Here is a 23,929-nt window from a genome sequence, read left to right as displayed (position 1 = left end):
ATGTGCCTATCCATTCCTTCTAAAGTCGTTGAAATAGACGAAAATAATTATGCAACCGTTGATACCATGGGTGTTAAGCGCAAAGTCACGCTGGATTTAATCTCAGAAGAGGTTAATGTTGGCGATTATGTGTTGATTCACGTAGGATTTGCAATGAACAAGATCAGCAAAGAAGAGGCCGAAGACAGCATTGCGGCGTACAACGAGATTGCTGAAGCGATGCGCGAGGGCGAGATCAGTGAGGATGAGGGAAATAACAACTATGTCTGAGGTCGATCTCATCGAGGGATTTCGCGACCCTGTACATATGAAAGCCTTGGCGGCACTCATCAAAAAAGAGTGCAAATCCAAAATCAACATTATGGAAGTGTGTGGTGGACATACGCATACGATTATGAAGTTTGGGCTTTCGCAGATTTTGCCAGAGCTTATCGAATTTGTCCACGGTCCTGGGTGTCCTGTGTGTATTATGCCCAAAGAACGCATTGATCACGCCATCGCCTTGGCTTCGATGCCCAATACGATTTTAGCCACGCTTGGCGATATGATACGCGTTCCAGGAAGTAAAACCTCCTTGCAAAAACTCCGTGCGGAAGGCAAAGATATTCGCTCGTTGTATTCGCCACTGGATGTCATTAAAATCGCGCAGGAAAATCCTGATAAAAACGTTGTCTTTTTTGCGATTGGTTTTGAAACGACAACACCCATGAGTGCGGTTTTGATGCAACACGCCATTGAAAATAAACTGACCAATGTCTTTTTTCATATCAATCATGTTACGGTGCCTGAAGCGGTAGAGGCGATTATGAGTAGTGGTGACGCTCTCATCGATGCTTTTTTAGGACCATCGCATGTGAGTGTCATTACAGGGTATAAAATCTATGAGCCGATTGCTGAAAAGTACCACACGCCCATCGTCGTTGCAGGGTTTGAACCCACCGATGTGATGGAGTCTGTTTTGCGCATTGTGCGTCAAGTGAATGCGGGCAAAAGTGTTGTGGACAATGAGTACGCCAGAGCCGTTTCGCGCGAGGGCAATCTCAAAGCGCAAGCGCTCGTAAACACCTATTTTGAAAAACGAAGTCATTTTAGATGGCGTGGCATTGGGGACATCCCCAATAGTGCGTTGAAATTGAGAGCTGAATACGCCGCCTTTGACGCGGAGATTGTCTTTGATGACGTACTTCCTAAAACAGAGCTGAACGACCATAAACTGTGTATTTGCGGTGACATCCTCAAAGGACGTGCCAAACCGTTTGACTGTAAAGTGTTTGGTAAAGCCTGTACCCCAACTAATCCGATGGGATCGTGTATGGTCTCAAGCGAAGGGGCATGTTCAGCGTACTTCAAATATGGAAAATTGAACCTCAAAGGAGCAAGAGCGTGAGCAAAAAAATACTTCTCTCTCATGGCGGTGGCGGTGAAGAAACACAAAGTTTGATTAAAGAGCTTTTTTTTAAACACTTTGAGAATGAGATTTTACTGCGTATGGAAGATGCCGCAAGTCTGGTGATGGGTAGCACGAAAATCGCGTTTACGACCGACTCGTTTGTCGTTTCACCGCTTTTTTTTAAAGGGGGAAATATCGGTAAACTTGCCATTGCAGGAACGGTAAATGACCTTTCGATGATGGGGGCAAAACCCAAATATTTGACCTGTTCGTTTATGATCGAAGAGGGGTTTGAGTATGCAAAACTCGAAGAGATCGTCATCAGCATGCGTGATGAGATGGCAAAAAGTGGAGTGAAGATCGTTGCTGGCGATACCAAAGTCGTCCCTCGCGGTGGAGTCGATGGTCTTTTTATCAACACCGCTGGTATTGGTGAGATTCAGTATGAGGGCATTTCAGCGCATAACTTAACACAGGGCGATGTCATCATCGTCTCCAATGAAGTGGGTAATCATGGTGCGTGTATTTTGGCAACGCGCGAAGAGATCGAGCTTGAGAGTGATCTTCAAACGGACTGCGCCAGCTTGTGGAAACCTGTGGAAGCGCTCATAAATGCAGGGGTGAAAATTCATGCGCTTCGTGATGCGACCCGTGGAGGGCTGAGTGCGGTTCTCAACGAATGGGCGGAGACATCTAAAGTGTGCATCGAAGTGGACGAGGCGAAAATCCCTGTGGCGCAAGAGGTTAAAGGAGTGTGTGAACTTTTAGGATTTGAGCCCTATGAGTTTGCCAATGAAGGAACGATGGTCATCTGCTTACCCGAGAGCGAAGCGCAAAAAGCCATTGATGTGCTGCAACGCTTTCCTGAGAGCGCCAAATGTGCACTCATCGGGAAAGTCACCACTGCCTTTACATGTAAAGTTGTTTTACACACGCCTTGGGGCTCGGAGCGCTTTTTAGAGCCGCCCAAAGGTGAGCTACTTCCAAGGATCTGTTGATGCACGAATTTTCGATTGTTACGGCACTTTTAGAGATGTGCGAGAAAAATGCTCAAGAAAATAACGCTACTAAAATCACCAAAGTCGAGATCAAAGTCGGCAAGCTCAGTGGTGTGGAGCCTTATCTTTTGGAAACGGCATTTGACACCTTTAAAGAAGAGGGGATCTGTGCTGGGTGTGAGTTTATCATTCATCTGCAGGAGATTGTGGTGCATTGTGAAAGCTGTCACGCCGAAGCAACACTGATACACAATGAGTTTATTTGCCCTACATGTAAGAGTACGGATCTTCGCGTCATTGATGGTGAAGAGATGTATCTGATGCGTCTTGAGATGGAGTAAAGCGAATCTTACAAATCTGTAATGTATAATCAGCGATTATTATTCAAATATGACTAAGGATGCTAATGTTAAACGAGTTACGATGTGCAACCCTTGAAGATTTACCCGAGATCATCAAGATCTACAACGAGGCGATTAAAGATGGCATCTCCACGGCAGATAGTAAAATCGTCAGTGTCGAAGATAAATTAGAGTGGTTTAACGCCCACGACGCATCGCGTCCTATTTTGGTCAAAGAGTATCACGGACGCATCATTGCGTGGATCAGTTTGCAACCTTTTTATGCCAACCTTTTAGCGTATGCCAACAGTGCGCGCATCAATATCTACATCGATAAGAACTTCCAAGGCAAAAAATTGGGGCAACAGTTTTTAAGTGAGGCGATTGAACAAGCCAAAAGCTATGGGATCAAAACGCTTTTAGCGCTGATCTTCTCAGAAAATGCGCCAAGTTTAAAGCTGTTTAAGAAATTAGGTTTTAAAGAGTGGGGCAATCTGAACCGTGTTGCGACGATTGAGGGTGTGGATAAAGACCTGCTCATTTTGGGTTTTCGTATTGGAGCGTAAGTGAGCACAAAAGCATCGATTATTTTTGATATGGATGGAACGCTCATTGATTCGAGTGCGGCGATGACGAACAGTGTGAATTACGTGCGTCACGCTTTAGGCTTAGAGCCCATTGGGCAGAAATATTTAGAGTACCATATCAACCAACCCGATCAACATCTGCCGAAGATTTTTTACAATACCGAAGTGTATGACCCCAATCATCGGGCGTTGTTCAAAGAGCACTATATGGAAAACTCTCCTTCTATGATAGCGCTCTATCCCGATGTTGAGGCGATGTTACAACGGCTCTCATCGAAAGCACATCTTGCCATTGCGACCAATGCAAGTGACTTTTTTGCGCGACATATGTTGGAGAAAATGGGCATTTTAGACTATTTTTCTGCGATTGTGGGTGCCAATAATGTTGCTGAGCCCAAACCAAGCCCTTTAATGGTTCACCATCTTATGCAGCTCTTAGAGAGTGAGCCTTCTCAAACGATTTTAGTCGGCGATAGCATCAAAGATGAGGGGGCAGCAAAAAATGCAGGCATTGCCTTTATTTTTGCTGGATGGGGTTATGGCACGAGTGAAACTGCAACGCTGAGGGCTGGAAATATCCATGAGCTTTTAGCACTGCTCAATACGTTTATTTAAGCAGTTCAAAAGGGGCTTCAAAGGTTCGTTTGATGATATTCATCGGTGTTTTGAGCGTGTCTAAAATGAGATGCGTCTCAATTTTTGGATCGCTCACGGAACCTGTAACATCCACATTCGTCGCGATTCGTTTATCTTCCCCTAAAATAATGCCACCCACAATCGGAATCATATCAATCGCGTTACTAAAGCTTTTGAGCGTCTTAATTTGGAGTTGAAGATTGAGGGTATCCTTCGTTAAGTCGACATGCCCTTTGCCCAAAATGTCGGCACTTTTTCCTCTGAGTTGAAGATCTGCAATGTTCATTGCCTCTTTGGTTTGATTAAATTCCACATAGCCATTGTCGACAAAATAACCCTCTTGGTTAAAGTTAGGATCGCTAAAAACAAGCAGCGAAGGGATGGTATTGATCGTTGCCATCAGGTTGTTGAAAAATTTAAGATCTTTGATGTAGGTTTGGTGCATAATGAACGTACCTTGCATCGTGTTTGCATCGGTACCATCAATGTTGAGTGAAAAATCGCCTTTGTGAAAGTACTGTTTGTTAAACAGCGCATTGATCATTTCAGCATTAAGCTCTGTTCCTGTAATGCCAAGATTTCCTGTGCGCGTTTCGTATTCAAAGGTTGATTTGCCTCGCTTGGAGGTGAGATGAAGCTTGTCTTTAAACAGATTCATCGTATAACGCTCGCTCAGCAGTGTTTTGTTGCTTTCAGTGTCAATAAAAGAGGAATTTTCGCCAAAAATGGTTAGTTTCACGGGTACATCCAAAGGCACATCGTTGTGAGGCATTGAGATGTTCATATCTTTTACATGTAAGGTGATCTCTTTGTCAAAATGAAGCGAAAGTTTCGTGTTGGTGGTGCTTGCATCGAGTGTTTTGGTATTGGTTGTGAGGGCTATGTCGAAGTTGCGCACAGGTTCACGATTTTCTAAAAATGGGGTGGTGACGTTTTGAAGGTTGATTTTGGCATCAAAATCTTCAAACGTTTTGGTTTGCACGCTCACCGCCCCTTCGCTCAGGTTGGCATCACGCATCAAGGGTGAGAAAGCAGCGATTTTGGTAAGATCACTAAAGAGAAATTGGTTATTCTCTTTGGAAAATAAGAGTATCGCATCAAGGCTGGGGAGCGTCATTTTAGTGATGTTGTTTTCAATGGCAAAAGAGGCGTTAAGATCAAGAAGTTTGGCGATTTTGAGAAGCTGGGTACCGCTAAAATCAAGCAGTAGCGCATTGATGTCAACCGCTCCATCGAAGCGACTTTTTTTCGCATCAAACAGCCCCGTTGCATTAATGTCAAACAGATTTTTATAACGCAGATTTGTATTTTCTAGCGTTATTTTAAAATTATCAAGCCGAATCTCACCATAGTGTGTGGACATTGGAAGACCGCTGAGCGTAAAGTCACTGGGGGAGAGTTTAAAGGTGCCTGAGGCGTTAAGATCGTAGGGTAAAAAGCGAATGTCAAGCTTGATATGTGCATTCGTTTTACCCGAAGTTTGTGTAATGGGCACATCGATTTTAAACGCATGCAAAATGTTATGGATGGGTGCATCGAGTTTGGAGGTGGCGTTTAGATCAACAACAATTCCCGTGCCTTTGCCGATAAGATTGTAGATAAATACATCAGCTTTTTCAATGGGGCGTTTTTCATAGGTGGGCTCATGAATGTCAAACAGGAGTTTATCCTCTTTAAATTCAATGCCGATCTCTTTGACAAAGCCTGGTGTTACATTGGGAGCGAAGGTGATGGTTGCATTTTTCACCGTTGCTGCCGCGTGGAGTTGCATTGGATAATAATCCAGTGTTTTGAGATCAAATTTGCCTTCAATGAAGTGCAAAAGATACGATTCACCGACGATATTTTTATCGATCCAGTCTTTGGCTATGGGGTCCAGTTCAACCTGTGTGACAATAAAATCCATCAAATCTTTCAGCTCTGTGTTGGTAAAGGTTTCGCTTTGGAGATGATAGGTCAAAAGGGTATCTTTAAGGTCTAAAAGGGCAATGCCTTTAAGTCCAAATGTCTCAAAATCACCTTCAAACGTATGGTTTTTTGTCTTAAAATCCATACGCGCTTTTCCGTTTACATGTAAAGCATAATCTTTCAAGAATGCCTCTTGAATCTCAACGTCGATATTCCACTTTTCAATGGGCGTAATAATCAGATTGACACTTAAGTGTTTGCTGTCAAATTTAAAGGTATTCTCTTCGTAATGCAAGGAGAGCGTTTCATTGGCATAGTGAATCAGCTCAATGCTGATTTTGCTGAAAAATTGGTCGAGATAGGGAAAATTTTTAATAAGCTGCGCAATCTCTTCAATCGAGGTGTCCGTTTGGGTCTCTTTTTGAATATCCAGAGTTTGGATACTCACAATTAATTTTTTATCTAGTTTAATATATAATTGATCAATTTGTACCGTCGGTAAGCTTATTTTATCGATTGAAATGCCATTTACTAGGGTTGCCATTAATGCTACGAAAAAAAGAACTATGAACAGTAAAAATATCCAGATCTTCCTAATCGTATGTGATGTTGCTTTAATAATCATCTATTCACTTCTCTTTCACTTGAGCAGACCCATGGTTTCAAGCTCAGTTGCATTTGTGCCACAAGGCTCAATTAGTCAAATTATATCATATATGGTTGATAAAAATTTTGACCTCCACGAGAAGGTCGACAAATACCTCCTCTCGATGATCGGCAAGCCACAATCAGGTTGGGTGAGCATCAACCAAAGCCCACTCACACGTGGAGACTTCCTCTATAAGTTGTCGCACTCCAAAGCACCCCTTAAGGTCATCACCTATATTCCCGGTGAAACCAAAGAGCTTTTGTTTGTTCAGATCGCTTTGGCATTTGATCTCTCTTACGAAAAACTGATGCAAGAGTATGCCCTTGCGACACCGTATATGGATGGATTTATCGTGCCTGAGACCTATTATATTCCTGTGGGAATTAGCGAAAAGCATTTGGTGCATTTTTTACTCGCGCATGCGAAAAAATACCATAAAGATGTCTTTGAGAAGATCTTTGGTGAATTTAATGAAACCAAGTGGCAAAAATTTATCGTGATTGCTTCGATTATTCAAAAAGAGGCGGCTAATGCAGATGAGATGCCGCTTGTCTCCTCAGTCATCTACAATCGTTTGAAAAAAGATATGAAGCTTCAGATGGATGGCACGCTCAATTACGGACAGTATTCGCATATTAAAATTACCCCTCAGCGCATTCGCGAAGACACATCACCGTACAATACGTATATGTATAAAGGTTTACCACCCAATCCTATATGCAGTGTGAGCAAAGAGGCGATCTTTGCTGCTATTTTTCCTAAAACGACCAATTATCTCTATTTCGTTAAAAATAAAAATGGTACGCATACGTTTTCCCAAAATTATGAGACACATTTGGAAAATATAAAAAATTAATAACCTTTATTTAATAAAGCGAAATAAAGAAACTAACTGGTAGCATTATCAAATTCTAGTTCAAAAAGGGGTAAACATGGTTCAAAAAACACGTAAAATCATCTATACAAAAGTCGATGAAGCTCCCGCTCTTGCGACATACTCTTTCTTGCCAATTGTTCAAGCCTTTACTGCAAGCTCTAACATCGAAATGGAAATCAGAGACATCTCGCTATCGGGCCGCATTTTGGCGAATTTCCCTGAAAATCTCACCGCTGAGCAAAAAGTGAATGACGATCTAACCTATTTAGGGGAGCTTGCCAATCAGCCAGAAGCCAATATTATTAAACTTCCCAATATCAGTGCCTCGTTACCCCAACTTCAAGCCGCGATCAAGGAGCTTCAAGAAAAAGGCTATAACATTCCAAATTATCCTGAAAACCCTACAACGGAAGCTGAAAAAGAGATCAAAGCGCGTTTTGCAAAAGTCTTAGGCAGTGCAGTCAATCCAGTCCTTCGTGAAGGAAATTCGGACAGACGTGCTCCGCTATGTGTCAAAGAGTACGCCCGCAAAAATCCACATCGTATGGGAAAATGGACGAGCGATTCTGCATCGCATGTCTCTTATATGAGCGAGGGCGATTTTTACGGCAATGAAAAGTCTGTTACCGTACCTGAAGCCACCACGGTTCGCATTGAATTGCTTGGCAAAGATGGATCAACGACAGTGTTAAAAGACAAATTGGCACTTTTAAAAGATGAAATCATCGATGGTACGTACATGAGCAGTCAAAAACTCTCTGCTTTTTTTGAGGCGCAAATGCAAGAGGCTCAAAAAAGCGGCATTCTCCTCTCATTACACCTCAAAGCGACGATGATGAAAGTGAGCGATCCGATTATGTTCGGTTATGCGGTCAAAGTCTTTTTTAAAGACGTTTTTGAAAAATATGCCACGCTTTTTGCTGAGATTGGTGTCAATGCAAACAATGGCTTGGGCGATCTTTATACCAAAATTGCCACACTCCCTGAAGCGCAAAAAGCAGCCATTGAAGCTGACATTATGAACGCCTACACCAAGCGTCCTAAACTTGCGATGGTCAATTCTGACAAAGGCATTACCAATTTACATGTACCCAGCGACGTGATTATCGATGCGTCTATGCCAGCGTGCATTAGAGAATCGGGCAAAATGTGGGGCGAAGATGGTGCATTGCACGATACGAAAGCGTTGATTCCTGATCGTTGTTACGCACGAATTTATGAAGAGACGATGAATTTTTGTAAGAAAAATGGCGCTCTTGATCCTAAAACAATGGGCTCGGTTCCCAATGTAGGTTTAATGGCACAAAAAGCTGAAGAGTACGGTTCTCACGATAAAACCTTTGAATGTGCCACCGATGGTGTTGTCCGCATTGTAGAGATTTCCAGTGGTAACGTTTTGATGGAACACAGCGTTGAAAAAGGTGACATTTACCGTGCATGCCAAGCCAAAGATGCACCGATTCGTGATTGGGTCAAATTGGCGGTTAATCGCGCACGTTTAAGCCATACTCCTGCAATCTTCTGGCTTGATCCCGCGCGTGGTCACGATGCGCAGATGATCAAAAAAGTTGAAAAATACCTCAAAGAGTACGATACCTCTGATCTTGATATTAAAATCATGACGCCTGAAAATGCGATTCGTGAATCATTAGCACGCATCGTTAAAGGCTTAGATACGATTTCGGTGACGGGTAATGTACTTCGTGATTACCTGACCGATCTTTTCCCTATTTTAGAAGTGGGTACATCGGCTAAAATGCTCTCCATTGTGCCACTGATGAGTGGTGGTGGATTGTTTGAAACAGGTGCGGGTGGGTCTGCTCCCAAACACGTTCAACAATTTGTCGAAGAAAATCACTTGCGTTGGGACTCTTTGGGTGAATTTATGGCACTCACTGCTTCACTTGAACATCTTCATAACGTTGTTGGCAATACAAAAGCTTTGGTACTCGCCAAAACGCTTGATGCCGCAACGGGAAAATTCTTAGATAATAACAAATCGCCTTCTTCCAAAGTAGGTGAATTAGACAATCGTGGAAGCCATTTTTATCTAGCAATGTATTGGGCAGAAGCCTTGGCAGCACAACGTGAAGATCAAGAGCTCGCTACTCAGTTTAAGCCACTGTTTGAAACACTCAAAGCCAATGAGCAAAAAATTGTTTCAGAGCTTGCAGCCGTTCAAGGCAAAGCCGTGGATATGGGCGGATACTACATGCCAAGTTTTGAGAAAACAAGTCAAGCCATGCGCCCAAGTGTAACATTTAATACAGCGTTGGACGCACTTAAAGCATAATTTTTTGATTTACATGTAAAGAAGGAGTCTGTTTGTCACAAGGGAAAAAAGTTGCGATTATAGGTGCAGGAAATGTTGGTGCAACCGTCTGCTATTGGCTTGCGATGCGCAAACATTGTCGTGAAATTGTGATGATAGACCGTTATGAGGGTCTTGCCCAAGGCAAGGCTCTCGACATTCTTCAAGCGACCAGTCCCGAGGGCAGCCACACGCAAATTTCAAGCTCTTCGGATTATGGCTCGATTGCCAACAGCAACATTGTCGTTATTACCGCAGGAAGCCCTAGAAAACCTGGCATGAGCCGAGACGATCTTTTGATGATTAATGCGAACATTACCCAAGAAATTATTGAAAAAATCGCACAGTATGCTTCCAATGCTATTATTATCATTGTCTCCAATCCTCTGGATGCAATGACCTATGTTGCACTCAAAGTTGGGAAGTATGCGCGCAATCGTGTCATTGGTATGGCAGGGATTTTGGACAGTTCACGCATGGAGACGTTTATCTCTCAAAAACTGGGTTTTGGCTATGGGCAGGTCACGGCAAGTGTGATGGGTGGACATGGCGATGACATGGTTCCACTGCCTCGTTACTCTTCCGTTAATGGCGTGGCGCTTACCGATCTACTCACCGATGTGGAAATTGAAGACATTATTGAAAAAACACGCCATGGTGGTGCTGAGATTGTGAGCTATATGGGAACATCTGGGTATTATGCGCCTGCAAATTCAACCGTCAAGATGATTGAAGCCATTTTGAGTGATTCACGCTCAATTTTCCCCTGTGCTGTTTTGTTAGAGGGAGAGTATGGTTACCATGACACAGTGAACGGTGTGCCCGTTGTTTTGGGTGCAAACGGTGTGGAGCAAATTGTTGAATTACCCCTTAATGAACATGAGAAAAAGCAGTTTGCAAAGAGTGTCGAATCGGTCGATAATCTCCTTAATACCTTGCGAAAGAATGATTTTTTTGCACAATAACAGATGTGTTTCTCTCTTAAACACATCTTCTTTTTTTAGAACACGAGAGATTTACATGTAACCATGTGAGAGAAGTTTAAGAGAAAGATAGTTTATAGTCAAATAAATTGATTGAATAAGGTTCTTTGTGTTAAACGATTTAAAATCGAAACAGATGCTCTTTGTCGAAGATGACGAAGAGTTATCGTGTATGATGATTCCTATATTTAAAGTATTTGTTAAAGAGGTGTTTTATGCACCAACACTACAAAAAGCGATACAGATTATGGACCAGCATACGATTGATATAATTTTTACAGATATTCATCTCCAAAATGAAAATGGACTGGATTTTGTAAAAAGAGTACGTGACACCAACGAAGAAATACCCATCGTCATACTCAGTGGATACAAAGATGAAGCGCTACTCCTCAAAGCCATACCGCTTGGTTTAACAGATTATCTGATTAAACCTGTTAATTACACTCAATTAACGCAGGCTTTTCATAAATGCATGCATAAAATGACAAAATCCTCTCAACAAACCATCTTGCTCAGTAATGGGTTCACGTATAATGCGGATGAAAAAATGCTCGTTAAAGAAGGGCAATGTTTTGAACTCAAGAAGAGAGAGATTTTGTTTATGGAACTTTTGAGTAAGAACAAAAATCGTTTGATTACAAAAGAGATGATTCAAGTCTCCGTTTGGGAATCAGAAGATATGAGTGATTCCGCGTTGTATAATTTTATTATGCGGATTCGGAATCGTTTTGGAAAAGATTTTATTCATATGATTCCAAATTTAGGCTATCGCTTAGGTTAAAAATCGAATTTTAACATTTAACCCATTGGGAATAGTATTGTACGTAATTTCGCCTCCATGTTTTTTAACAAGCTCTATACACATATAAATACCCAGTCCCATGTCTGTTTCACTTGGTAATGCTGGCATTCCTCCTGCATTATCGAAAATATCAATCTCATTTTCAGAAAATACAATTTTAAAATAAGGTGCTTCAATAGCATTTTTTAATGCCGCATTGATAGTATTATCAATGAGGTTCAGCCAAACGTGCACCCACTGGTTCATAATGCCAGTCATAATGCGATCACAATTGCCCTCTATGCTGATGGCAAGATGACTCTTTTTGATTTTTACTTCTAAAATATTTTCGGCTTGTTTAATTGTCTCAAGTAGGAAAAAACTCTCAATGTTTTTTGAAGGTTTATAAAATTCCAAAAAGCTTTGCATCGTATTGGACATAAAATCAAGAAGCTTTCCAATTTCTTCAGATTGGTTAAGCACAAATGCTTTATCAAGGGGTTGGTTGTTTTTAAGTTGTACTAAGGTCAAAAGATTTAATGCACCAATTTTTGCAAGCGTACCTCTCCATTGATGGGATATATTGCCTATAATTCTTCCAATCTCGGCTTCTTTAGAAGCTTGAAACAGTCTGTTTTGTATCAGTTGGCTTTTGGCAACTTCTTGTGAAATTTTTTCACGTAAATATTTGTTCCATAAAATGATAGAAAATAAAATCAATAAAAACAGCAAAACACCAAAAGCGATATACCGAATGGATTCTTTACTCATTTTATTTTCGATAATAATCGCAACATGTTCATTGACACTGGCTTCTTTCTCTTGTGGCGTTATTGTCGCAATTGCTTTATTTAGCAAAGAGAGTAACATGGGTTCATCATGCATCACTGCTAGGCGGATGGTATTGGTGCTTTTGGGCAATTCACCTGCGATTTTGAGATTAAAAAATCCCTGTTTCTTGATAATATAAGCAGCAGCTGTCATAGAACGAAGCGTCATATCTGCTTTTTGTGTGGAAACCATGCCAAAGGCTTCTTCATTCGTGGAAACTGGAATGACAATAAGATTGGCATACTCTTTACTGATACGTGTAAATAAGTCTGAAACAATCGGAATAGAGATGCTTTCATGCGCTAAAGAAGCTAAATCTTCAATATAAGGATGCTCTTCTCGGGTAATCAGCACATAAGGGTCTTCAAACAGAGGCTCTGAGAATAATAGCCATTTGTTATTATCCACGGAAGGTTTCATAAATGTAACAATATCACATTGTCCTGATTTGGCTAATTTTAAACTATCATCCCATGTTAGGACTTGCTGTACTTCTACAGCTATATGCAAACGCCTTGCGACAAGCTTCAACAAGTCAGCGATAATCCCTTTATAAATACCTTCTTGTGTAATTTCTTCAAAAGGAGAGGATTGCGCATCGACACAGACTTTAAAGGTCATTTTACTGTTTAGATAAGCACGTTCTTTTGCGGTTAAATTTAAAGTTTGATCAGATGCATGTACTGACAATAGGAGAAAAAAGCAAAGAAAAAACAGCTTTATCATGTAAACGCTAGTCCTTAAACGATAAATGATTTGCAAAATTTGATTATAGCATTTTCATAAAAGTGTTTACTAATGCTACACATCGTTACAATGATAAATAGATTGCAAAGACTTCAAGATAAATACATAGGCTTATTTATATAATGAACCATCTTTTTAATAATTAGGAAGCAAGGTTGCAACGTCTTTTATTCTGTTTGTTATGGATGTTTTCTCTTTTTATATCTACTTCTTATGCAGTTGAACCAAATCACAAATACATTCTAGCAACCGCAAATACTGGAGGAACTTTCTACCCCGTGGGAATGGGGATTGCCAACCTCTTGTCATTAAAGGAAGGTATGCCATTTTCGGCGATTAGCAGCAACGGAAGTTTTGATAATATTCGGATGCTTGATACTAAAAAAGTTGATTTTGCTATGATCCAAGGTCTTGCCGGCATGATGGCATGGGAAGGTACACATATGTATCATAATAAACCTCATAAAAATCTTCGTTCCGTTTCTTTGCTTTGGAATAATGTAGAACATTTTTTAGTAACAAAAGATATTGCTACGACAGGTAACATTAAAGATCTTAAAAATTTATACGGACAAAATTTTTCTATAGCCGAAAATGATTCAGGGAGTAAAGCATCTGCTGAAATTATCATGGATACACTCGGGATAGAATATTCCAAAATGAATTTATATTATCTTGGTTACAATCAAAGTGCCGTTGCCTTACAACAAGGTAAAATTAAAGGAATGAATACTCCAGCAGGAGCACCAGTCGTTGCCGTAGGAAGCGTATTTAGTGCGATGGGTTCCTTAAAAGTTTCGTTGTTAGAATTTAGCGATGAAGATTTAAAAAAAATTCAAAAACAATATCCTATTTGGAAACGTTATATTATCAAAGCCAATACCTATCCTAGGCAAACAAAAGAGATTCAAACGATTGCACAGCCTAATTATCTTGTTACCGATGTTGATACTCCAGAAGAAGTGGCTTATCGTTTGACAAAAACGATGTATCAAAATCTGGCTTTTTTGAATTCGGTAAATCAAGGGACTATGTCACTTTCACTGCAACATGCACTTGATGAGCTTGTCATTCCTTTGCATAAGGGTGCACTTCGATATTACAAAGAAAGGGGTGTATCTATTCCCCAACATCTTATCTATACCAATCCTTAATCCTCTCTAAATTCTCTCAAACTATAGTTTTTCTTTTTTAACGTAAGAGATACATGGTAGAGTAAGCTTGTACAATTATCTCTAATGACTTATAAAAGAAAAAGTTATTAATCAATGTAACTGTGAGTGCATCATTGTTTCAAATATGAAAACATTTTTAAGTGCTGGTATGTGATATGTGAAGTTGAGTTTACAAAGAAATTCTTGAGGAGGTTCGTATGTTCAATGTCAAGCAAATGTTTTGGTTAGGTATTGCTTTAGTCGCTATGCTTTCGATGATTTATCTTACTCCAGAGATTGAGGGATTGAGTGCTAAAGGAAAAGTGGCACTTGGAGTTGGTATCTTTGCTATTATTTCTTGGATTACACAAGCTCTTGATGATGCGCAAAGCGGGTTTTTAATCATCGCTTTTTTGGTTCTTTTTGGGGCAGGAAAAATTGGCGAAGCACTGGTTGGATACTCTTCAACGGGCGTGTGGATTGTTATGTTAGGTATGGTTATGGCTGCCTGTATGGGAGACAGTGGGCTTTCAAAACGGCTTGCCTTAATTATTGTCAGCAAAATTGGTAAATCCGCCATCAACTTATACTGGGCAATCTCCCTCGTCACACTCATTATGACGTTTTTTATCCCTTCACTCGCGGCAAAAACTCTTTTAGTTTTACCTATCATAACCTCTATGGGGTTAGCATTTGGTGCAGAAAAAGGGAAAAGTACCCTCGTAAAAGGTTTGATTTATATTGTCACTGTTGCTGGAACCATGTATTGTATGGGCATTATGACATCACATGCTGCAAACCCAATCTCTGTTAGTCTTCTAAAAAATGCAACAGGTGTTGAAGTAAGTTGGATGGAATGGTTTAAAATAGGTATGCCACCTGCTATACTCATGGGTTTAATTGCGACGTATATTATTATTAAAATGTTTCCGCCTGATATTGAAGATATATCTGCAGGTCGTGTTGTGATGAATCAACAATTGACAGATATGGGAAAAATGAGTTCAAAAGAGATATATGCGTTTGTTATTTTCATAGCAACTCTTCTTTTGTGGGCTACGGACAAGCTTCATGGACTTAATACCACATTGGTTGCCATGCTTGCCGTTGCCGCAATGATTGCCCCTGTTCCTACGCAAGTTATGACATGGAAAGAGGCTGAAAAAAAAGTTCCTTGGAATGTTTTTATCGTGTATGGTGCAGGGTTGTCTATGGGTTCACTCTTAGTGAAAACCGGTGCGGCAAAGTGGCTCGCAAGTACATTTTTTCATCCATTGCTGACGTTGGATGTAAGATTACAAGTGGTCATTTTCATCTGGTTGATGCTTGCTCTTCAAGTTTTATTCACCGGAGCTGGCCCTAAAACAACGGCTTTAACACCTGTAGTTATCGCGCATGCCGTAGCCGTAGCAGCACTTCCTGCCAATGCAAGCATGCAAGTCACGGCATTTGTTCTATTGGTTGCGATGAATATGCTCCACCAATATTTACTCCCTGTTTCAAATCTTCCAAACATCATTAGTCTTGCAACCGAAGAGATCACATCAAGCGAATTGATTAAAGTCGGTGCTATTATGAGTCTATTTGGTGCTGTCTTTAGTACGATTATGGTTTACACGTATTGGAGTTGGATAGGTTTATTTTAGGCTATTAAGAAAAGAGCAGAAGGTGTAAGAGATGTTTAAATTTAATGTAACGAGCGATGCATGTGTTAAGTGCGGTAAGTGTATACCTGTGTGTACGATTCACAAGGTCAATCGCGATGAAGTTACCAGTCCTAGAGGCTTTTTAGATCTTTTAGGCGCGTACCAACGAGGCGAATTAGAGCTCGATAAAAACGCTAAAAACATCTTTGAGAGCTGTTTTTTATGTACTAACTGTGTGGATGTCTGTCCAAACGATCTGCCTGTGGATATGCTCATCGAACAAGCACGTAATGATATTCGTAAAAAATTTGGACTTGCGTGGTACAAAAAACTCGCCTTCTTTTTACTGCGCAACCGTAACATTATGGATGTGCTTGCACGCTTTGGTTACATGTTTCAAACCTGTGGTTTTAAGATGGTAGAGAAACAAAGCTCTATGTATCTTAGAAATTTCCCTATCATTAAGATGGACAGACTCTTTCCAAGCCTTGCCAAAAAGACCTTTTTAAATTCCCATCCTGATGTCATTTACAATGGTGGCAAAGGCAAAGTGGGCATCTTCATCGGTTGTTTAGCCAATTACATGTACACCGACATCGGCAAGTCACTTTTGGAAATTCTCAAAGTGCTTGAGATCGACGCGTACCTTATCAAACAACAAAAATGCTGTGGCGCTCCACAGTACTTCACGGGCGATTTTGACAGCGTGGATTATCTCGCAAAATTTAACATCGAGTATATCGAGGGTTTTGTAAACGAACTAGACGCCATCATCATTCCCGAAGCGACCTGTAGCGCGATGATCAAAGCAGACTATGTACACTTTTTTCATGACCAACCCGAATGGCAAGCAAGAGCCAAAGCCATCGCTCCACACATCTTTATGGCAACGGAATACCTAGAGAAAAAGACCAATTTAGCCGAGATTTTAGCCAGTAAATCTCGCAGATCCGAGACGATCACCTACCACGACCCATGCCACGCTCGTAAAATGCAAGGCGTTTGGAAAGAACCACGCAACTTACTCTCTAAAAATTACGCCATGATTGAGATGAGCGACCCAAATCGCTGTTGTGGTTTTGGTGGCGTTACCATGCAAACTGGAAATTACCGTTTTGCTAAAGCCGCAGGACTCCCAAAAGCCGCGATGATTAAAGAAACAGGTGCTGAGTATGTCAGTGCTGAGTGTAGCGCCTGTCGTATGCAGCTGAGTGATGCCATGCACGGACAAAAGGTCGATGTTGTGTTTAAAAACCCGATTGAGTTGATTGCTAAAGCATTGAGAGAGGGGTAAGTTGAAAGCTTATATTATGAGAATTCACTCTCACTGCAATAAGCGTTAAAATTAAGAAGAGCATTAAGTGAGTTGGAATATTTGATAGATTGCTCAATAATATGACATATATAACTATTGAAGGACTCAATTCAATGCTTTAAAATAAAAAGGATACATTATGGAAATAAAATATATTAACTATTTTAAAAATCTTTTGGGAAGCGAGAACGTTTACGACGATAAAGCTCATCTGATTGCTTATTGTTACGACGCCACACGTACCCGTTATGAGCCTGATGCGGTTCTGTTTCCACGCGATGAAAGCGATGTCAGCGAAATACTCAAGTATTGCAACGAACACCGTATTATCATCACCCCTCGTGGAGCTGGAAGTGGCTTTACAGGTGGTGCCTTACCTGCAAATGGGGGCATTATCTTAGCGTTTGAAAAGCATATGAACAAAATTTTAGAAATTGATATGGAAAACCTAGTCGCAGTGGTGCAACCAGGTGTCATTAATATGCACTTGCAAAGAACCGTTGAAGCACAAGGCCTTTTCTATCCGCCTGATCCTGCCAGCGAAGAGTACTCAACCCTTGGTGGTAATGTCAGTGAAAATGCAGGCGGTATGCGTGCTGCAAAGTATGGTATTACCAAAGATTACGTGATGGCACTCCGTGCTGTGTTACCGAATGGCGAGATTATTCGTGCGGGCAAACGCACCATTAAAGATGTCGCAGGTTATAACATTGCAGGTATTATTATTGCCAGTGAAGGCACACTCGCGTGTATCACTGAAATCACACTCAAACTGATTGCCAAACCTAAAATGTCTCAAACCGCAATGGGTATTTTCCCCAGTGTTGAAGAGGCAATGAATGCGGTCTATAAAACAATGGCAGCAGGTGTTACGCCTGTGGCAATGGAGTTTTTGGATAATCTCTCCATTAACGCGGTTGAGCAAAAGTTTAACAAAGGCTTGCCTAAAGATGCAGGGGCTATTTTAATCACCGATGTTGATGGCAATACACAGGATGAACTGACCCAACAACTTGACATCATTGAACACGCTTTTTTGGAAAATGGTTGCAGCGGATTTAAACGAGCAGGAAGTGTTGAAGAGTCTAAAAACCTTTGGTTTGCCAGACGAAATGCCAGTCAGTCGATCACGATTTATGGTAGCAAAAAACTAAACGAAGACATTACCGTTCCTCGTAGCAAACTGCCAGCACTTCTTAAAGCCATTGGTGAAGTTTCAAAAAAATACAACGTTACCGTGCCTTGCTTTGGACATACGGGCGATGGCAATGTTCACACCAATGTTATGGTCGATGGCAGTGATCCTAAACAGCTTGAAATCGGTCATGTTGCGATTGAAGAGATCTTTAAAGCGACTGTTGCTTTAGGTGGAACACTCAGTGGTGAACATGGTATTGGGCTCAGTAAAGCACCGTTTATGCACCTTGCCTTTAGCGAAGGTGAGATGGAGCTGTTCCGCTCCATCAAGAAAGCATTTGATCCAAATAATATTTTAAATCCTGCCAAAATGGGACTCTGACACAAACTATTAAGGAATGTTTTGATATTTATTTTTTATTATTATAAAAGATATCAGAATGACTAAAAGATTTTTGATTTATTGAATTTAGACTAGAATATAAGATTTTTAGTAGATTGCATGATAAACGATGAACCTTAAAAACGTAACAAAAAAAAGATATAGTTGATATTTTAATTGACTAAAGTGTTTGTTTCTCAATACAGTCATACAAATTAAATAAAAATTCGGAAATGGAGGTTTTATGAATATTCACGAATATCAAGCCAAAGAGATCTTTAAAAAGTACAATGTTCCTACTCCAAATGGATATGTTGCTTTTACTGTGGAAGAGGCTGTCGAAAATGCAAAGAAACTGGGTGGTTCTATCTGGGTGGTTAAAGCACAAATTCATGCAGGTGGACGCGGTCTTGGTGGTGGCGTAAAACTTGCCCGAAGCTTAGATGAAGTCAAAACACTTGCAAACGAAATTCTTGGTATGACCTTGGTCACGCACCAAACTGGACCTGCGGGCAAACTGGTTCAGAAAGTCTACATCGAAGAGGGTGCTGACATCGCGGATGAACTTTACTTGGGTATTGTTCTTGATCGCGCTCGTGAAATGCCTGTGATTATGGCATCACGCGAAGGCGGTATGGAGATCGAAAAAGTAGCCGCAGAAGCACCTGAAAAGATCATCAAAGTGGCGGTTGATCCTTTTATCGGATTTCAAGCGTTTCATGGTAGAGAACTTGCTTACGGATTAGGTCTTGCAAAAGAAGAGATCAGCAGTTTTATTAAATTTGCAGCAGCACTGTATAAAGTTTACATGGAAAATGATGCTGAGATGATCGAAATCAATCCACTGGTTAAAACCAAAAGTGGAGCATTTATAGCGCTTGATGGCAAAATGGGTTTTGATGATAACGCCCTGTTTCGTCACCCTGACATTGAAGCGATGCGCGATGAGAGTGAAGAAAACCCTATTGAGCGTGAAGCGTCAGGTTTTGGTCTGAGCTACGTTAAACTGGATGGTAACGTTGGCTGTATGGTCAATGGTGCTGGTCTTGCGATGGGTACGATGGATACGATTAACCATGTGGGAGGCACTCCTGCAAACTTCTTAGACGTGGGCGGCGGAGCGAATGCTCAGACCGTTGCAAAAGGCTTTGAGATTATCCTTAAAGACCCCAACGTCAAATCAATCTTTGTCAATATTTTTGGAGGCATCGTACGATGTGACCGCATCGCCAATGGTATCTTAGAGGCTACCAAACTGGTCGATGTTCATGTTCCTGTCATCGTTAGATTGGATGGAACGAACGCGAAAGAAGCCGCTGAAATTTTGAAAAATGCCAATATCAAAAATATTATTACAGCCAGTGATCTTAACGATGGTGCGATTAAAGCGGTCGCTGCTGCTAAAGGAAACTAATTATGAGCATATTGATTGACAAAAATACAAAAGTAATTGTTCAAGGGTTTACGGGTAAAGAGGGTAGTTTTCATGCGGAACAGTGTTTGGCATACGGTACAAAAATTGTAGGAGGCGTGACTCCGGGCAAAGGCGGCACAGAACATTTGGGACAACCCGTGTTTGATACGGTTCGTGAAGCCGTTGTTGCAACGGGAGCAACCGTAAGTATGGTATTTGTTCCACCTGCCTTTGTGGGCGATGCGGTTTTAGAAGCAGCAGACGCTGGTATTGAACTGGCAGTGATTATCACCGAGGGCTCACCCGTTCGTGATATGCAAAGAGCCAAAGCGTACGCGGTTAAAAAAGGGATGAAAACCATTGGACCAAACTGCCCAGGCATTATCACCGCGGAAGAGTGCAAAATCGGCATTATGCCAGGTTCCATTTTCAAAAAAGGCAATATTGGACTGATTAGTAAATCAGGTACATTGACCTATGAAGGTGCGAACCAAGTGTGCAATGAAGGTTTTGGCATTACGACAGCCGTTGGTATTGGTGGCGATCCTATTATTGGACTCTCCTATATTCAACTCCTTGGCATGTTTGAAGCAGACCCTGAGACGGAAGCGATCGTAATGATTGGTGAAATTGGAGGTGATCTTGAAATCCAAGCTGCCAAATACATTAAAGAGCATATTAAAAAACCTGTTGTTGCGTTTATCGCAGGGCAAAGCGCACCGAAGGGTAAACGTATGGGACATGCCGGTGCGATTGTAAGTGGTAGTGCAGGAACCGCAGCAGAGAAGATGGAAGCGCTAAGCAATGCAGGCGTACATGTTGTCAAATCCCCTGCTGAAATTGGAACAAAGATAGCGGAAGTTTTGAAAAAATAAAGACTATTTAAGAGAGCTAGATGGTCTTCTAGTGTACAATCTAGCCACTCTTAAGATGATCATTGCAACGAAAAGATTTAGGATAAGGAGAGAGAAGAATGGGTTTAATTACCGCTCCAAGTAATACACCTGTATGGGTTAATGTTTCTAGGTGTAAAGCGTGCGATATTTGTGTGAGTATGTGTCCAGCAGGTGTTTTAGGCATGGTTCAAGCACCCAACTCGACACTGGGTTCGATGATAGAGGTTGTTGTACCAGACGCCTGTATTGGGTGTCGGGATTGTGAATTGCATTGTCCTGATTTTGCTATTTACGTAGCGGATAAAAGCGAATTTAAGTTTGCAAAACTTTCTGAAACCTCAAAAGAGAGAGCCGAGAAAGTCAAACAAAATAAATTTAGAAAACTGAGCGCATAAGGATCATTGATGGCAAGAGAAGTAATATCAAGCGGCAATGCCTTAGTAGCAAAAGCGGCAGTGGAATGTGGATGTAAATTTTTTGGAGGCTATCCTATTACGCCTTCGAGTGAAATTGCAGAGGATTTAAGCAAACTTCTTCCACGTGTGGGTGGAAAGTTTATTCAAATGGAAGATGAGATCGCTGGTATCTGTGTCGCTCTTGGCGCTTCCATGAGTGGAACAAAGTCGATGACCGCATCATCTGGTCCTGGCATTTCACTCAAATCGGAACAAATTGGTTACAGCTTTATCACCGAAGTTCCTTTGGTCATCGTTAACGTTATGCGTGGTGGTCCTTCAACAGGTCTTCCAACCCGTGTTTCTCAAGCGGATATTGGTCAAGCAAAATACCCAACACATGGCGATTTTGCCTCCATTTCACTCTGCCCAGGCAGTCTTGAAGAGGCGTACACGGAAACCGTAAGAGCGTTTAATATCGCTGAAAAATATATGACACCTGTCTTTGTTCTTTTAGATGAAACCCTAGGACATATGCACGGCAAAGCGATGCTTCCTGATCTTGCAGACGTTGAGAAGAGCGTGGTCAAACGTGCTGAGTTTACGGGTGATCCAAAAGACTACAAACCGTATGCTGCAGGTCCAACAGAGCCAGCCGTACTGAACCCTTTCTTTAAAGGCTATCACTACCACGTCACAGGTTTGCACCATGGCGAAATGGGTTTTCCAACGGAAGATGGTACGATTTGTGAGTACAACATCGAGCGTTTGGTCAATAAAATCAATACCAAATCCGAAGATCTTGTCCATTACGAAGAGTTTATGTTAGAAGATGCCGATGTCTGTATTATTGCCTATGGCAGTATCAGCCGTGGCGCGAAAGAAGCGGTGATGAAACTTCGCAATGATGGCATCAAAGCAGGTCTGTTTAGACCGATTACCCTTTGGCCAAGTCCGGTTGCTAAGCTTCAAGAGATTGGTAAGAAATTTAAGAAGATCATGGTAACAGAGCTCAATATGGGACAGTACTTAGAAGAAATTCAACGCGTTATGAAACGAGATGATTTTGCGACACTGCACAAAGCAAACGGTCGTCCAATCGCTCCACTTGAAATGGTTGCTAAAGTTAAGGAGATGATGTAATGGCATTTAATTACGATAAATATCTACGTGTAGATAAAATGCCAACCTTATGGTGTTGGGGTTGTGGTGATGGTGTTATCTTAAAATCCGTTATTCGTGCTATCGATAAAATGGGTTGGGATATGAACGATGTGTGCATCGTTTCAGGTATTGGGTGTAGTGGACGTTTTAGTTCTTACATCGACTGTAACACGGTTCATACAACGCATGGTCGTGCGATTGCATACGCGACAGGCATCAAGCTTGCAAATCCTGAAAAACACGTTGTTGTTGTCACGGGTGATGGCGATGGTCTTGCCATCGGTGGTAATCATACGATTCATGGCTGTCGAAGAAACATCGATCTGAATCATGTTTTGATCAATAACTTCATCTATGGTTTGACCAACTCACAAACCAGCCCAACAACACCTCAAGGGTTTTGGACAGCAACAGCAAACTACGGTAACGTCGATCCAACCTTTGATGCTGCAAAACTGGCGGATGCTGCAGGAGCAACTTTTGTTGCGCGTGAGTCTGTGCTTGATCCACAAAAATTGGAGAAGATGTTTGTTGCCGGTTTTACGCATAAAGGCTACTCTTTCTTTGATGTGTTCTCCAACTGTCACATCAACCTTGGACGTAAAAACAAAATGGGCGAAGCGGTACAAAATCTTGCGTGGATTGAAAATCGTATCGTAGGTAAAAATAAGTTTGAACTTTTAAGTGCGGAAGAGCGTGTGGATAAATTTCCAACAGGCATCTTAAAGCAAGAAGAGGGCAAACTCGAATACTGTGAAGCGTACGACAAAGTCATTTACGCCGCACAAAACAAAACAACCGTTGTGCTATAAGGAGCCCCTGATGAGAAGACAATTACGTTTCGTAGGTGTGGGTGGTCAGGGTGTTATCTTGGCGGGTGAAATTTTAGCGGTTGCGAAGATCAAAGAGGGTGGATACGGCGTTAAAGCTTCCACCTATACCTCTCAAGTGCGTGGGGGTCCAACAAAAGTTGATATTTTGCTCGATGAGAGCGAAATCCTTTTTCCTTATGCGAACGAGGGTGAAATTGAGTTTATGATCGCTACGGCGCAAGTCAGTTTCAATCAATTCAAAAATGGTGTCAAACCCGGTGGAATCATTGTTGTTGAGCCAAACTTGGTTACCGTAAACGAGGAAGATCGTAAAAAATGGAATATCATTGAAATTCCTATTATTACGATTGCCAAAGAAGAGGTAGGCAATGTGATCACCCAATCGGTTGTGGCACTTTCTATTACCGTTGAGATGACACAAGTACTGCCACATGACTTAGTCCGTGAAGTTATGCTCTCCAAAGTACCTGAAAAGGTTCATGCTGCCAATAATAAAGCGTATGAGCTTGGCGTCAAATACGCCAAAGAGGCTCTGGCTACACTTTAAAATA

At 41.4% G+C, this 23,929-nt stretch carries 22 protein-coding genes; 20 read left to right on the top strand and 2 right to left on the bottom strand.

Annotated features, from left to right (window positions below):
- The 6 genes from JU57_RS00765 (at position 1) to JU57_RS00740 (ending at position 3,931) form a co-directional block, all read left to right on the top strand.
- Complete coding sequence (locus JU57_RS00765) at positions 1–270, top strand: HypC/HybG/HupF family hydrogenase formation chaperone (protein ID WP_037955653.1); 270 nt, start codon at positions 1–3, stop codon at positions 268–270.
- Positions 263–1,387 (top strand): hydrogenase formation protein HypD, encoded by a 1,125-nt coding sequence (gene hypD, locus JU57_RS00760; RefSeq protein ID WP_037955650.1) that lies wholly within the window; start codon positions 263–265, stop codon positions 1,385–1,387. Before JU57_RS00765 ends, hypD begins: the two co-directional genes overlap by 8 nt.
- A complete protein-coding gene (hypE, locus tag JU57_RS00755) occupies positions 1,384–2,388 on the top strand; it encodes a hydrogenase expression/formation protein HypE (protein ID WP_037955648.1) in 1,005 nt (334 codons plus the stop codon). Before hypD ends, hypE begins: the two co-directional genes overlap by 4 nt.
- A complete protein-coding gene (gene hypA / locus JU57_RS00750) occupies positions 2,388–2,729 on the top strand; it encodes a hydrogenase maturation nickel metallochaperone HypA (protein WP_037955646.1) in 342 nt (113 codons plus the stop codon). The genes hypE and hypA overlap by 1 nt, the downstream gene beginning before the upstream one ends.
- Before the next feature lie 65 nt (positions 2,730–2,794).
- Positions 2,795–3,295 carry a GNAT family N-acetyltransferase gene (locus JU57_RS00745; protein ID WP_037955642.1) on the top strand — a complete coding sequence of 167 codons (501 nt, stop codon included), beginning with the start codon at positions 2,795–2,797 and terminating at the stop codon, positions 3,293–3,295.
- Entirely contained in the window at positions 3,296–3,931 is a 636-nt protein-coding gene (locus JU57_RS00740) for an HAD family hydrolase (protein WP_294874947.1), read from the top strand.
- Here the strand turns inward: JU57_RS00740 and JU57_RS00735 are convergent.
- Positions 3,924–6,404, bottom strand: a complete 2,481-nt coding sequence (locus JU57_RS00735; RefSeq protein ID WP_294874944.1) for an AsmA-like C-terminal domain-containing protein — start codon at positions 6,402–6,404, stop codon at positions 3,924–3,926. The genes JU57_RS00740 and JU57_RS00735 overlap by 8 nt on opposite strands.
- 112 nt (positions 6,405–6,516) lie before the next feature.
- Here JU57_RS00735 and mltG point away from each other — a divergent pair, with 112 nt between their 5' ends.
- The 4 genes from mltG to JU57_RS00715 all read left to right on the top strand — a co-directional run bounded on the left by mltG (position 6,517) and on the right by JU57_RS00715 (position 11,464).
- Positions 6,517–7,365 (top strand): endolytic transglycosylase MltG, encoded by an 849-nt coding sequence (gene mltG, locus JU57_RS00730; protein WP_037955636.1) that lies wholly within the window; start codon positions 6,517–6,519, stop codon positions 7,363–7,365.
- 76 nt (positions 7,366–7,441) lie between these two features.
- Positions 7,442–9,679, top strand: coding sequence for an NADP-dependent isocitrate dehydrogenase (locus JU57_RS00725; RefSeq protein WP_037955634.1), 2,238 nt, complete (start codon positions 7,442–7,444; stop codon positions 9,677–9,679).
- 32 nt (positions 9,680–9,711) lie between these two features.
- Positions 9,712–10,662 carry a malate dehydrogenase gene (mdh, locus tag JU57_RS00720; RefSeq protein WP_037955627.1) on the top strand — a complete coding sequence of 317 codons (951 nt, stop codon included), beginning with the start codon at positions 9,712–9,714 and terminating at the stop codon, positions 10,660–10,662.
- Between the two features lie 127 nt (positions 10,663–10,789).
- The gene (locus JU57_RS00715) at positions 10,790–11,464 is read left to right on the top strand and encodes a response regulator transcription factor (RefSeq protein WP_051906423.1); all 675 of its coding nucleotides are present in this window, start codon (positions 10,790–10,792) and stop codon (positions 11,462–11,464) included.
- On the opposite strand, the gene JU57_RS13580 is transcribed toward JU57_RS00715, so the two are convergent.
- On the bottom strand, positions 11,456–13,021 hold the full coding sequence (locus JU57_RS13580) for a transporter substrate-binding domain-containing protein (protein ID WP_294874939.1): 1,566 nt from the start codon (positions 13,019–13,021) through the stop codon (positions 11,456–11,458). The two genes, JU57_RS00715 and JU57_RS13580, sit on opposite strands and share 9 nt — an antisense overlap.
- Positions 13,022–13,197: 176 nt before the next feature.
- On the opposite strand from JU57_RS13580, the gene JU57_RS00705 reads away from it, so the two are divergent.
- The 10 genes from JU57_RS00705 to JU57_RS00660 all read left to right on the top strand — a co-directional run bounded on the left by JU57_RS00705 (position 13,198) and on the right by JU57_RS00660 (position 23,925).
- A complete protein-coding gene (locus JU57_RS00705) occupies positions 13,198–14,196 on the top strand; it encodes a TAXI family TRAP transporter solute-binding subunit (protein WP_294874937.1) in 999 nt (332 codons plus the stop codon).
- 236 nt (positions 14,197–14,432) lie between these two features.
- Entirely contained in the window at positions 14,433–15,842 is a 1,410-nt protein-coding gene (locus JU57_RS00700) for a DASS family sodium-coupled anion symporter (protein ID WP_294874934.1), read from the top strand.
- A gap of 31 nt (positions 15,843–15,873) precedes the next feature.
- Complete coding sequence (locus tag JU57_RS00695) at positions 15,874–17,136, top strand: (Fe-S)-binding protein (RefSeq protein ID WP_037955624.1); 1,263 nt, start codon at positions 15,874–15,876, stop codon at positions 17,134–17,136.
- Positions 17,137–17,296: 160 nt separating this feature from the next.
- The gene (locus JU57_RS00690) at positions 17,297–18,676 is read left to right on the top strand and encodes an FAD-linked oxidase C-terminal domain-containing protein (protein WP_037955623.1); all 1,380 of its coding nucleotides are present in this window, start codon (positions 17,297–17,299) and stop codon (positions 18,674–18,676) included.
- Positions 18,677–18,920: 244 nt separating this feature from the next.
- Positions 18,921–20,090, top strand: coding sequence for an ADP-forming succinate--CoA ligase subunit beta (gene sucC / locus JU57_RS00685; RefSeq protein WP_037955616.1), 1,170 nt, complete (start codon positions 18,921–18,923; stop codon positions 20,088–20,090).
- A 2-nt stretch (positions 20,091–20,092) separates the two neighbouring features.
- Positions 20,093–20,965: a succinate--CoA ligase subunit alpha gene (gene sucD, locus JU57_RS00680; RefSeq protein WP_037955614.1), complete on the top strand. Its 873-nt coding sequence runs from the start codon at positions 20,093–20,095 to the stop codon at positions 20,963–20,965.
- A 98-nt stretch (positions 20,966–21,063) separates the two neighbouring features.
- The gene (locus tag JU57_RS00675) at positions 21,064–21,381 is read left to right on the top strand and encodes a 4Fe-4S dicluster domain-containing protein (RefSeq protein WP_037955612.1); all 318 of its coding nucleotides are present in this window, start codon (positions 21,064–21,066) and stop codon (positions 21,379–21,381) included.
- A 9-nt stretch (positions 21,382–21,390) separates the two neighbouring features.
- Positions 21,391–22,524: a 2-oxoglutarate synthase subunit alpha gene (locus JU57_RS00670; protein WP_037955609.1), complete on the top strand. Its 1,134-nt coding sequence runs from the start codon at positions 21,391–21,393 to the stop codon at positions 22,522–22,524.
- A complete protein-coding gene (locus tag JU57_RS00665) occupies positions 22,524–23,357 on the top strand; it encodes a 2-oxoglutarate ferredoxin oxidoreductase subunit beta (protein ID WP_037955607.1) in 834 nt (277 codons plus the stop codon). The genes JU57_RS00670 and JU57_RS00665 overlap by 1 nt, the downstream gene beginning before the upstream one ends.
- Before the next feature lie 10 nt (positions 23,358–23,367).
- Positions 23,368–23,925 carry a 2-oxoacid:acceptor oxidoreductase family protein gene (locus JU57_RS00660; RefSeq protein WP_037955605.1) on the top strand — a complete coding sequence of 186 codons (558 nt, stop codon included), beginning with the start codon at positions 23,368–23,370 and terminating at the stop codon, positions 23,923–23,925.
- The last annotated feature ends 4 nt before the right edge of the window (positions 23,926–23,929 follow it).

This window comes from Sulfurospirillum sp. SCADC (assembly GCF_000743525.1).
Lineage (GTDB): Bacteria > Campylobacterota > Campylobacteria > Campylobacterales > Sulfurospirillaceae > Sulfurospirillum.
Note: the sequence above shows the minus strand (reverse complement) of the source record. Positions and strands in the feature narration are given on the sequence as shown.

What these genes read in the sequence shown, in the direction of transcription:
- JU57_RS00765 (WP_037955653.1), top strand. Translation starts at nt 1, where the DNA reads ATGTGCCTATCCATTCCTTCTAAAGTCGTTGAAATAGACGAAAATAAT.
- hypD (WP_037955650.1), top strand. Translation starts at nt 263, where the DNA reads ATGTCTGAGGTCGATCTCATCGAGGGATTTCGCGACCCTGTACATATG.
- hypA (WP_037955646.1), top strand. Translation starts at nt 2,388, where the DNA reads ATGCACGAATTTTCGATTGTTACGGCACTTTTAGAGATGTGCGAGAAA.
- JU57_RS00745 (WP_037955642.1), top strand. Translation starts at nt 2,795, where the DNA reads ATGTTAAACGAGTTACGATGTGCAACCCTTGAAGATTTACCCGAGATC.
- JU57_RS00735 (WP_294874944.1), bottom strand. Translation starts at nt 6,404, where the DNA reads ATGGCAACCCTAGTAAATGGCATTTCAATCGATAAAATAAGCTTACCG.
- mltG (WP_037955636.1), top strand. Translation starts at nt 6,517, where the DNA reads ATGGTTTCAAGCTCAGTTGCATTTGTGCCACAAGGCTCAATTAGTCAA.
- JU57_RS00725 (WP_037955634.1), top strand. Translation starts at nt 7,442, where the DNA reads ATGGTTCAAAAAACACGTAAAATCATCTATACAAAAGTCGATGAAGCT.
- JU57_RS13580 (WP_294874939.1), bottom strand. Translation starts at nt 13,021, where the DNA reads ATGATAAAGCTGTTTTTTCTTTGCTTTTTTCTCCTATTGTCAGTACAT.
- JU57_RS00700 (WP_294874934.1), top strand. Translation starts at nt 14,433, where the DNA reads ATGTTTTGGTTAGGTATTGCTTTAGTCGCTATGCTTTCGATGATTTAT.
- JU57_RS00695 (WP_037955624.1), top strand. Translation starts at nt 15,874, where the DNA reads ATGTTTAAATTTAATGTAACGAGCGATGCATGTGTTAAGTGCGGTAAG.
- JU57_RS00690 (WP_037955623.1), top strand. Translation starts at nt 17,297, where the DNA reads ATGGAAATAAAATATATTAACTATTTTAAAAATCTTTTGGGAAGCGAG.
- sucC (WP_037955616.1), top strand. Translation starts at nt 18,921, where the DNA reads ATGAATATTCACGAATATCAAGCCAAAGAGATCTTTAAAAAGTACAAT.
- sucD (WP_037955614.1), top strand. Translation starts at nt 20,093, where the DNA reads ATGAGCATATTGATTGACAAAAATACAAAAGTAATTGTTCAAGGGTTT.
- JU57_RS00675 (WP_037955612.1), top strand. Translation starts at nt 21,064, where the DNA reads ATGGGTTTAATTACCGCTCCAAGTAATACACCTGTATGGGTTAATGTT.
- JU57_RS00670 (WP_037955609.1), top strand. Translation starts at nt 21,391, where the DNA reads ATGGCAAGAGAAGTAATATCAAGCGGCAATGCCTTAGTAGCAAAAGCG.
- JU57_RS00665 (WP_037955607.1), top strand. Translation starts at nt 22,524, where the DNA reads ATGGCATTTAATTACGATAAATATCTACGTGTAGATAAAATGCCAACC.
- JU57_RS00660 (WP_037955605.1), top strand. Translation starts at nt 23,368, where the DNA reads ATGAGAAGACAATTACGTTTCGTAGGTGTGGGTGGTCAGGGTGTTATC.